The sequence below is a fragment of the Streptomyces sp. SID1328 genome (assembly GCF_009865595.1).
Lineage (GTDB): Bacteria > Actinomycetota > Actinomycetes > Streptomycetales > Streptomycetaceae > Streptomyces > Streptomyces griseoluteus.
The window spans coordinates 23,302-33,703 of record NZ_WWKH01000103.1 but is presented as its reverse complement, the minus strand read 5'-3'; the positions used below and the strand labels follow the sequence as shown (position 1 = coordinate 33,703).

Here is a 10,402-nt window from a genome sequence, read left to right as displayed (position 1 = left end):
TGGCTCGGCGTGGACTGCCTCTGGCTCCCGCCGTTCTTCAAGTCCCCGCTGCGTGACGGCGGTTACGACGTCTCCGACTACACCGCCGTGCTCCCCGAGTTCGGGGACCTCGCGGACTTCGTGGAGTTCGTCGACGCCGCGCACCAGCGGGGCATGCGGGTCATCATCGACTTCGTCATGAACCACACCAGTGACCAGCACCCGTGGTTCCAGGAGTCCCGCAACAACCCCGACGGACCGTACGGGGATTACTACGTCTGGGCCGACGACGACAAGCAGTTCCAGGACGCCCGGATCATCTTCGTCGACACCGAGGCGTCGAACTGGACCTACGACCCGGTGCGCAAGCAGTACTACTGGCACCGCTTCTTCTCGCACCAGCCGGACCTGAACTACGACAACCCGGCCGTGCAGGAGGAGATGATCTCGGCGCTGAAGTTCTGGCTGGACCTCGGCATCGACGGGTTCCGGCTGGACGCGGTGCCGTATCTCTACCAGCGCGAGGGCACCAACTGCGAGAACCTCCCCGAGACCCACGACTTCCTGAAGCGGGTCCGCAAGGAGGTCGACGAGCAGTACGCCGACAAGGTCGTGCTGGCGGAGGCCAACCAGTGGCCCGAGGACGTGGTCGACTACTTCGGCGACTACTCCACCGGCGGCGACGAATGCCACATGGCGTTCCACTTCCCGGTCATGCCCCGCATCTTCATGGCCGTCCGCCGCGAAAGTCGCTACCCGGTCTCCGAAATCCTCGCCAAGACCCCCGCCATCCCCACCAACTGCCAGTGGGGCATCTTCCTGCGCAACCACGACGAGCTGACCCTCGAAATGGTCACCGACGAGGAACGCGACTACATGTGGGCCGAATACGCCAAAGACCCGCGTATGCGCGCCAACATCGGCATCCGCCGCCGCCTCGCCCCCCTGCTCGACAACGACCGCAACCAGATCGAACTCTTCACCGCCCTCCTGCTCTCCCTGCCCGGCTCGCCGATCCTCTACTACGGCGACGAGATCGGCATGGGCGACAACATCTGGCTCGGCGACCGCGACGCCGTCCGCACCCCCATGCAGTGGACCCCCGACCGCAACGCGGGCTTCTCCTCCTGCGACCCCGGCCGCCTCTTCCTGCCCACGATCATGGACCCGGTCCACGGCTACCAGGTCACCAACGTCGAAGCCTCCATGTCCTCCCCGTCCAGCCTCCTGCACTGGACCCGCCGCATGATCGAGATCCGCAAGCAGAACCCCGCCTTCGGACTCGGGTCGTACACCGAGCTGGTCTCGTCCAACCCGGCGGTGCTCGCGTTCCTGCGGGAGTACGAGGACGACCTCGTGGTCTGCGTGCACAACTTCTCGCGGTTCGCACAGCCCACCGAGCTGGATCTGCGCCAGTTCACCGGGCGGCACCCGGTGGAGCTGTTCGGCGGGGTGCGCTTCCCGGCCGTCGGTGAGCTGCCGTACCTGCTGACGCTGGCCGGGCACGGCTTCTACTGGTTCCGGCTGCGCCAGGACGCCGCGTAGTTGCGATCGAGCGGGGCGGCCACCGGTTTCCGCCGCCCCGCTCGGGGCACCGTTCAGTAACACCCCGACGACCCGGGGAAAGGACGTGACGCCCATGGCGGAAACGGTCACCCCCTCCAGCACGTCAGGTACCACAGCCGAGCTGCTCGAATCGCTCGACCCCCTGCTGCGCGAATGGCTGCCCCGGCAGCGCTGGTTCGCCGGGAAGGGGCGCGCGGTCACCGGTTTCGACCTGGTGGCCGCCACCGAACTCCTGCCTCCCGAAGGAAGGCTGGGTCTCTATCACCTGCTCCTGCGCGTCCACCAGCCGCCGGTGCCGGGCGCTCCCCCGCAGCCCGGTGACTGCTACCAGTTGCTGATAGGCGTGCGCGAGGCGCTGCCACCCCGGCTGGCGCCCGCGCTGATCGGCCATGTCGTGGACGGCCCGCTCGACGGGCGCACGGTCTACGACGCCCTGTACGACCCCCGGCCCGCCGAGGTGCTGCTGGAGGCCCTGCGCACCGGCGCCCGCGTCGGCGCGCTGCGCTTCGAGCGGGACCCGGCACACGAGATCCGGGACCAGCTGGTGGCCCGGCTGATGACCGCCGAGCAGTCCAACTCCTCGGTGGTGTACGGCGATACGTTCATCCTCAAGCTGTTGCGCCGGGTCACCGCCGGCATCAACCCCGACCTGGAGCTGCCGCTCGCGCTGGCCCGTGAGGGCTGCGCGCGGGTGCCCGCGCCGGTGGCCTGGCTGCGCGCCGACCTGGACACCGAGCCGTACGTCCTCGCCGTGCTCCAGCCCTTCATGAACGGCGCGACCGACGGCTGGGAGCTGGCCCTGCGCGAACTGGCCAAGGGCGAGGACTTCACCCACGAGGCGCGGGCCCTCGGCCGGGCCACCGCCGAGGTGCACACCGCCCTCGCCCGCGCCCTGCCGACCGTCACCGTCGGCCATGCCCAACTGGAGCTGCTGGCAGGCGGGATGACCGAGCGGCTGGCGGCTGCCGTACAGGCGGTGCCCGCGCTGCGGCCGTACGAGACCGGGCTGCGCTCGGCGTTCGAGGCGCTGGCCCACCTGGCCCGCGAGGGGCAGACCTGGACCGCGCAGCGGGTGCACGGCGATCTGCACCTCGGACAGTGCCTGCGCTCGCCCGGCGACGGCTGGTCGCTGATCGACTTCGAGGGCGAGCCGTCCCGCCCGCTGGCCGAGCGGCGCATGCCGCAGCCCGCGGTGCGCGACATCGCGGGCATGCTGCGCTCCTTCGACTACGCGGCCCACTCGGCGAAAACCCCGGCGCACGACTGGGCGCACGCCTGCCGGGCCGCATACTGCACCGGGTACGCCGAGGTCACCGGCCGCGACCCCCGTACCGACCCGGTGATGCTGCGCGCGTACGAGACCGACAAGGCGATCTACGAGGTCGTCTACGAGGCCCGGCACCGGCCCGAGTGGCTGGCGGTCCCGATGTCGGCGGTGCGCCGCCTCGCCACGCCCGACCTGTCTTGAGCCCGACCCGACCCCGACCGGGAGACTCGTCCGTGACGTCCAAGAAGCCAGCCGGCCCGAAGAGCAAGTCCGGCAAGAAGCAGGCCAAGTCCTCGCAGGCGGCACCGGTGAAGCAGGTCCGGGCGAAACCCGGCAGGCAGGCGGACTCACCGGAGTACGCGCCCGCGATCCCGAAGGCGCGTACGCCGGAGGCGCCCGCGGTGCCTGCCGTGTCCCCGGCCCTGGACCCGGCCGACCGTGAGCGACTGCTCGCGGGCACGCATCACGACCCACACACCGTGCTGGGCGGGCACGCGGTGCCCGGCGGGGTGGCCGTCCGGGTGTTCCGGCCGTACGCCGAGGCGGTGACCGTCGTCTTCGAGGACGTGCGGGCCGATCTGCGCGACGACGGGGAGGGCTTCTTCTCCGGCCTGCTCCCGCTGGCCGAGGTCCCGGCCTACCGGCTGCTGGTGTCCTACGACGGCACGGTGCACGAGACCGAGGACCCGTACCGCTTCCTGCCCACGCTCGGCGAACTGGACCTGCATCTGCTGGGCGAGGGGCGGCACGAGGAGCTGTGGCAGGCGCTCGGGTCGCGGGTGCTGACCCAGCAGGGCGTGACCGGGACCCGGTTCGCGGTCTGGGCGCCGAACGCGCTCGGGGTGCGGGTCGCGGGCGGCTTCGACTTCTGGGACGCGACCGGCTTCCCGATGCGCTCGCTGGGCTCCACCGGGGTGTGGGAGCTGTTCGTGCCGGGGGTCGGAGAGGGCGAGCTGTACAAGTACGAGATCACCCGCCCGGACGGCTCGCGCACCCTGCGCGCGGACCCGATGGCCCGCCGTACGGAGGTGCCGCCGGCCACGTCCTCGGTCGTGGACGTCTCGCACCACGAGTGGGGCGACGCGGAGTGGATGGCCCACCGCGCGGACCGTCCGGTGCACGAGGCACCCTTCTCGGTGTACGAGGTGCACCTGCCGTCCTGGCGTCCGGGACTGACGTACCGCCAGCTCGCCGAGCAGCTTCCCGCGTACGTCGGCGACCTCGGCTTCACCCACGTCGAGCTGATGCCGGTGGCCGAGCATCCCTTCGGGGGCTCCTGGGGCTATCAGGTCACCGGGTTCTACGCCCCGACGGCCCGGCTCGGTACACCCGACGACTTCAAGTACCTGGTGGACAAGCTGCATCAGGCGGGCATCGGGGTGCTGATGGACTGGGTGCCCGCCCATTTCCCGCGCGACGAGTGGGCGCTGGCCGAGTTCGACGGGCGGCCGCTGTACGAGCACGGCGATCCCCTGCGCGCCGCCCATCCGGACTGGGGCACGCTGGAGTTCGACTTCGGGCGGCGCGAGGTGCGGAACTTCCTGGTGGCCAACGCGGTCTACTGGTGCGAGGAGTTCCACATCGACGGCCTCCGCGTGGACGCGGTCGCCTCGATGCTCTACCTCGACTACTCGCGCGAGGCGGGCCAGTGGACGCCGAACGAGTTCGGCGGGCGGGAGAACCTGGACGCGGTCGCCTTCCTCCAGGAGATGAACGCCACCGTCTACCGGCGCTGCCCCGGCGTGGTCACCATCGCCGAGGAGTCCACCGCCTGGGACGGTGTGACCCGGCCGACCCACCACAAGGGCCCGAGCGGCTTCGGCGGGCTGGGCTTCGGGCTGAAGTGGAACATGGGCTGGATGCACGACTCGCTGGCCTACATGAGCCACGAGCCGGTGCACCGCAAGTACCACCACCACGAGATGACCTTCTCGATGGTGTACGCGTACAGCGAGAACTACGTGCTGCCCATCTCCCACGACGAGGTCGTGCACGGCAAGCGGTCGCTGGTCTCCAAGATGCCGGGCGACTGGTGGCAGCAGCGCGCCGGCCTCAGGGCCTACCTGGCCTTCATGTGGTCCCACCCCGGCAAGCAACTCCTCTTCATGGGTCAGGAGTTCGCGCAGGGCGCCGAGTGGTCCGAGGCGCACGGCCCGGACTGGTGGCTGCTGGACCCGGCCTACGGCGCCGAGTCCGAGCACCGGGGCGTACGGGAGCTGGTGCGCGACCTGAACACCGCGTACCGGGCGACCCCGGCCCTGTGGGAGCGGGACACCGATCCGGCGGGGTTCGAGTGGATCGTGGGGGACGCGGCGGAGGACAACGTCTTCGCCTTCCTGCGCCGCGACGCCGAGGGCGGCCCGCTGCTGTGCGTCGCCAACCTCTCCCCGCTGGCCCGCCACGACTACCGCCTCGGCGTCCCCGACGACGTCCCCGCCTGGCACGAGACCCTCAACACCGACCTCGCCCGCTACGGCGGCGGGGATGTCGCCAACCAGGGCACGGTCAAGCCGGAACCCCAGCCCTGGCACGGCCGCCCGGCCAGCATCCGCCTGACGCTGCCGCCCTTGGCCACGGTGTGGCTGCGGCCGGCGTGAGACCGCGACCGTCCGGGGGTCCGTCGGCCGGCCCCCGGACGGAGCCCGGTCACCCCTGGAGCGCCGCCGGGACCTCGCCGGTGTGCAGCACGCCGAGGCGCTGGGTGGCACGGGTGAGAGCCACGTACAGGTCGCTGGTGCCGTAGGCGGCGGGGTCGACGACCAGCACCGAGTCGAATTCCAGGCCCTTGGACTGGCGGGGGTCGAGCAGGACCACGTTGCGGGTGAGGTCGGGCTCGGCGCCCGCCATGACGCCGTCCAGCGCGCCGGCGACGGTGGCGTGCAGGGCGCGCGGGGCGATGACCGCGAGCCGTCCCTCGGCCGGGGTCAGCTCGGCCACCGCCCGCGCGACCGCGCCGGGCAGGTCGCCGGAGGCGTCGCGCACCCAGGGGCGTACGCCGGTGGAGCGGACCGAGCTGGGCGGCTCGAAGTCCGGGTGCTCGGCGCGGACCACGGCGGCGGCCAGGTCCATGATCTCGGACGGGGTGCGGTAGTTGACGCCCAGCCGGGTGTGCTCCCAGCGGTCCTCGACGTACGGCTGCAGGATCTGCGACCAGGACCCGACCCCGGCCGCCTCGGCGGTCTGCACCGGGTCCCCGACCAGGGTCATCGAGCGGGTGGGGCTGCGCCGCATCAGCAGCCGCCACGCCATCGGGGACAGCTCCTGCGCCTCGTCCACGATGATGTGCCCGAACGCCCAGGTCCGGTCGGCGGCCGCGCGCTCGGCGGCGCTGCGGTGGTCGTCCTCCTCGTGCCGCTCGGCGAACCGCTCGGCGTCGATGATGTCGTGCGCCGAGAGCACCTCGGAGGACTCCGGGTCGTCCTCCTCCTTGTCGTCGAACTCGTAGGTGCGGGACGCGTACGACACGTCCAGCACACCCTGCGCGTACGCGATCTGCGTCTCCCGTTCCCGGTCGGCGCGGGCGCGGGCCGGCCGGTCGTCCTCGCCGAGGAGTTCGGCCGCCTCGTCCAGCAGGGGCACGTCCGCGACGGTCCAGGCGCGGGTGACGGGACGGCGTACCGCGTCGGCGTCCTCGGGCGAGAGGTGGCCGTCGGGCTCGGCGAGGAAGTCCGCGACCAGCCGGCGCGGGGTGATCCGGGGCCACAACTGGTCGATGGCGGCCCAGACTTCGGGGTTCTCGGCGAGCTCGTCGCGGATCTGGGTGATGTCGGAGGGGTCGAGCAGGCTGCTGCCGTCGTAGGGGTCGGTGCCCACGCGCTCGGCGTACAGGTCGGTGAGGGTGTTGAGGATGTGGCCCTCGAAGTGCTCGCGGGCCGCGTTGTGGGGCAGCTTGGCCGCCCGGGTGCGCTCGCGGGCGGTGGCGACCAGGCCCTCGTCGAGCATCAGCACCTCGCGGTCGTGCTCGATGGCGATCACCGGGTCCGGCAGCGCCTGCCGCTCGGCCACGACGGCGGCGAGCACGTCGGCCATCTCCGCACGGCCCTTGACCACGGCCGCCTCGGGGGTGTCGGTGGCGGTGGCCTTCACGCCGGGGAACAGCTCCCCGACCGTGGCCAGCAGGACGCCGGTCTCGCCGAGCGAGGGCAGTACCTCGCCGATGTAGCCGAGGAAGGCGGGGTTGGGGCCGACGATGAGCACCGCGCGGCGGGCGAGCAGCTCGCGGTGCTCGTAGAGCAGGTAGGCGGCGCGGTGCAGGGCGACCGCGGTCTTGCCGGTGCCGGGGCCGCCCTCGACCACCATCACGCCCCGGTGGGGTGCCCGGATGATGTCGTCCTGCTCGGCCTGGATGGTCTGCACGATGTCGTTCATGCGGCCGGTGCGGGCGGTGTTCAGCGCGGCGAGCAGGACGGCGTCGCCGGTGGGGTCCTCGTGGCCGGTGCGGGTGTCGTCGCCGAGGTCGAGGATCTCGTCGTGCAGCGCGGTGACGGTACGGCCCTCGCTGGTGATGTGCCGGCGGCGGCGCAGGCCCATCGGGGTGTGGCCGGTGGCCACGTAGAAGGGGCGGGCGACGTCGGCGCGCCAGTCGATGAGGACGGGGGTGCGCTCGGTGTCCTCGCGGCGCAGGCCGATACGGCCGATGTGGTGGGTGGTGCCGTCGGCGAGGTCGATCCGGCCGAAGCAGAGCGAGCCGTCCACGGAGTTCAGCGCGGCGAGCAGCCCGGAGCGCTCGGCGACCAGGATGTCCCGCTCCAGGCGTGCCTGCTGGGGCTTGTCGCCCTGCGCGAGGGCGTCCCTGACGCCGGTCTCGGCGTCGCCGCGCAGCTCGTCCACGCGCTCGTAGAGTCCGTCGATGAATTCCTGCTCGAACCGCAATTCATCGTCCGGAAATTCGGTGTTTGACAATTCCACTCCCGCCCGCATATACTGTGCTCATCAAGCTTCCACATGACCTCTCATAAAGAAGTCGTGAACGGTCCAATATACCGAAAGAAATCCCCCGGGCGCCCATGCCCGGGGGATTTCTTTGCTTGCGGCGTGCTTTGTCAGAGCAGGTCGGCCAGCTCCTCCAGCAGCTTGCGCCTGGGCCGGGCCCCGACCATGGAGCGCACCGGTTCACCGTCCTGGAAGACCAGGAGGGTGGGGGTTGAGAGCACCTGGTAGGCGATGGTGGTGCCGGGGTTGCGGTCCACGTCGAGCTGGACCACCTTCAGCCGGTCGCCCTCCGCGAAGGCGATGTCCTTCAGCACCGGCGCGAGCTGCCGGCAGGGCCCGCACCAGTCGGCGGTGAACTGCACCAGCACCGGGAGATCGGAGCCGAGCACCTCCGCCTCGAAATTCGCGTCCGTGACCTCGTCAAGACCGCTGATGACACTCATGCCTTTCGCCCTCCCAGCTCGCACACGGGTTCCGGGCCCCCCGGAACCAGCGCCTCGGCGGCCAGCCCGGCCCGCGCCTCCTCGGCCCGTCGCAGCTCCCCCGCGACCGTTTCCCGCACCGCCACCAGCTCGCCGATGAGCCCGTCCAGCTCATCCAGCTTCCGCCGGTACACGGCCTGCGACGCCGGACACGCGTCCCCCTCCGGGTGCCCGGCCCGCAGACACTCCACGAACGGCCGCGTCTCCTCCAGCTCGAACCCGAAGTCCCTGAGCGTCCGGATCTGCGTCAGCAGCACGAGATCCCGCTCGTCGTACCGCCGATGCCCATTGCCGTCCCGCCGCGCGGGCAACAGCCCCCGCGTCTCGTAGTACCGCAGCGCCCGCACGGTCGTCCCGGCGCGCTCGGCCAGCTCACCGATTCGCATGGCTTCGACGGTAGGGGGTGACGTGGGCGTCAGGGCAAGGCGGTCAGGCGGGGAAACGTGCCGCTCCGTCAAGCTCCGGAGCGGCACGTCGGCCGACGTCAGCCGGCGGCAACCTCTACGGGGGTTTCTTCCGACTTCTCGGCAACCTCCGCCGGAGGCACCGTCTCCCGCCCCGGCAGCAGCACCGCTACCACGACCGTCCCGATCCCCAGGATCACCGCCCCGATCAGGCTCGTATGCGCCACCGCGTCCGAGAACGACGACCCCACGGCCTCCGCCATCCGGTGCGCGCCCGTCGCCAGCGAGGACGCCTGCTGCTTGAGCTGGGCCGCCTGCTGCGGGTCCGTGGCCCCGGCCGCCTTCGCGGCGAGCGACTGGGCCTTCTCGCCGATGGCCTGCGCCACCGCATACCCCGCCCCCACGGAGTCCTGCGCCGTGGCGAGGGCCTGGGCCGGCAGGCCGGACCCCTTCGTCGCCGACGTCAGGTGGTCGTCGTACGAGGTCGCCAGCAGGGAGCCCAGGATCGCGATACCGAGCGAGCCGCCCAGTTCCAGCGACGTGTCGTTGACCGCGCCGCCCACGCCCAGTTCGGACTCCGGGAACGCGCCCATGATCGCGTCCGTACAGGGGGAGAGGGCGAGGCCGATGGCGAGGCCCAGGATCACCAGGGACGGGACGAAGTCGGCGTACGTCGAGCCCGCGTCGACGCGGGTCAGCAGGGCGAGCGCCACCGTGCCGGCGACCATGCCCGCGCCGACCGTCCAGCGCATGCCGACGCGGGGGGTGAGGTAGCCGGTGAGCGCGGAGCCGGCGAAGACCGCGCCGGCCAGGGGGAGCATGCGGACGCCGGTCTCCAGGGCGTCGTAGCCGAGGACGAACTGGAGGTGCTGGGTGAGGTAGTAGAACGCGCCGAACACGGCCAGGAAGAAGAGGGCGACCGCGAGGTTGGAGCCCGCGAAGCGGCGGTCGGCGAAGCGGCGCACGTCCAGCACCGGGCGCGGGTGGCGAAGCTCCCACAGGACGAAGGCGATCAGGCCGACGCCCGCGACGACCGCGGCGGTCACCGCCTTGACGCCCCACCCGAAGTGCGGCCCCTCGATGATCATGTACACCAGCGCGGCGATCCACAGCACGGACAGCAGCCCGCCGACGTAGTCGATGCGCTCGTGGTGACCGGCCTTGGACGGCGGTACGAGGACCAGCGCGCCGACGATCGCCACGGCGGCCACCGGCACGTTGATCAGGAAGGTCGAGGCCCAGCCGTGGTCCCGCAGCAGCGCGCCCGCGACGACCGGGCCGGCCGCGATGGCGAGGCCCGCGGTGGCGGTCCACAGGGTGATCGCCTTGACCCGCTCGGCGCGCGGGAAGGTCGCCGCGAGCAGCGAGAGCGTCGCGGGCATGATCAGCGCCGCGCCGACGCCCATGACCGCGCGGGCCGCGATGACGGTGGCGGACGAGTCCGCGAGGTTGCCGAACACCGCGCCGCCACCGAAGACGACGAGGCCGAGGATCAGCGCCCCGCGCCGGCTGTACTTGTCGCCGATCGCGCCCAGCAGCAGCATCAGCGCGGCATACGGGACGGTGTAGCCGTCGATGACCCACTGCAGGTCCGCGCTGGACAGCCCCAGGTCGCGGGTCATGTCGGGCGCGGCGACCGTGAGGGCGGTGTTGGCCATCACGATGATCAGCAGGCTGAGGCAGAGGACGAGCAGCGCCCACCAGCGCCGGGCGTACGGGCGCTCCATCCTCTCGACCGGTTCGTTCATGACGAGTCGCATGACAGCGGCTGA

Annotated in this window: 7 protein-coding genes; 3 read left to right on the top strand and 4 right to left on the bottom strand. The window is 71.6% G+C overall.

Annotated elements, in window-relative coordinates; genetic code table 11:
- From treS to glgB, 3 genes are all read left to right on the top strand, one after another.
- Positions 1 to 1,524, top strand: a 1,524-nt coding sequence (treS, locus tag GT030_RS03185) for a maltose alpha-D-glucosyltransferase (RefSeq protein WP_161199722.1), incomplete at its 5' end; no start/stop codon positions are given.
- A gap of 94 nt (positions 1,525 to 1,618) precedes the next feature.
- Positions 1,619 to 3,013 (top strand): phosphotransferase, encoded by a 1,395-nt coding sequence (locus GT030_RS03180; protein ID WP_202459626.1) that lies wholly within the window; start codon positions 1,619 to 1,621, stop codon positions 3,011 to 3,013.
- 32 nt (positions 3,014 to 3,045) lie between these two features.
- The gene (glgB, locus tag GT030_RS03175) at positions 3,046 to 5,409 is read left to right on the top strand and encodes a 1,4-alpha-glucan branching enzyme (protein WP_161199720.1); all 2,364 of its coding nucleotides are present in this window, start codon (positions 3,046 to 3,048) and stop codon (positions 5,407 to 5,409) included.
- Between the two features lie 49 nt (positions 5,410 to 5,458).
- On the opposite strand, the gene GT030_RS03170 is transcribed toward glgB, so the two are convergent.
- The 4 genes from GT030_RS03170 to GT030_RS03155 form a co-directional block, all read right to left on the bottom strand.
- Positions 5,459 to 7,732 carry an AAA family ATPase gene (locus GT030_RS03170; protein WP_202459624.1) on the bottom strand — a complete coding sequence of 758 codons (2,274 nt, stop codon included), beginning with the start codon at positions 7,730 to 7,732 and terminating at the stop codon, positions 5,459 to 5,461.
- Between the two features lie 122 nt (positions 7,733 to 7,854).
- Complete coding sequence (locus GT030_RS03165) at positions 7,855 to 8,187, bottom strand: thioredoxin domain-containing protein (RefSeq protein WP_161199719.1); 333 nt, start codon at positions 8,185 to 8,187, stop codon at positions 7,855 to 7,857.
- Complete coding sequence (locus tag GT030_RS03160; protein ID WP_161199718.1) at positions 8,184 to 8,612, bottom strand: MerR family transcriptional regulator; 429 nt, start codon at positions 8,610 to 8,612, stop codon at positions 8,184 to 8,186. Before GT030_RS03160 ends, GT030_RS03165 begins: the two co-directional genes overlap by 4 nt.
- 98 nt (positions 8,613 to 8,710) lie before the next feature.
- Positions 8,711 to 10,390 carry an MFS transporter gene (locus tag GT030_RS03155; RefSeq protein ID WP_161199717.1) on the bottom strand — a complete coding sequence of 560 codons (1,680 nt, stop codon included), beginning with the start codon at positions 10,388 to 10,390 and terminating at the stop codon, positions 8,711 to 8,713.
- Between the last annotated feature and the right edge of the window lie 12 nt (positions 10,391 to 10,402).

What these genes read in the sequence shown, in the direction of transcription:
- GT030_RS03180 (WP_202459626.1), top strand. Translation starts at nt 1,619, where the DNA reads ATGGCGGAAACGGTCACCCCCTCCAGCACGTCAGGTACCACAGCCGAG.
- GT030_RS03170 (WP_202459624.1), bottom strand. Translation starts at nt 7,732, where the DNA reads ATGCGGGCGGGAGTGGAATTGTCAAACACCGAATTTCCGGACGATGAA.
- GT030_RS03165 (WP_161199719.1), bottom strand. Translation starts at nt 8,187, where the DNA reads ATGAGTGTCATCAGCGGTCTTGACGAGGTCACGGACGCGAATTTCGAG.
- GT030_RS03160 (WP_161199718.1), bottom strand. Translation starts at nt 8,612, where the DNA reads ATGCGAATCGGTGAGCTGGCCGAGCGCGCCGGGACGACCGTGCGGGCG.
- GT030_RS03155 (WP_161199717.1), bottom strand. Translation starts at nt 10,390, where the DNA reads ATGCGACTCGTCATGAACGAACCGGTCGAGAGGATGGAGCGCCCGTAC.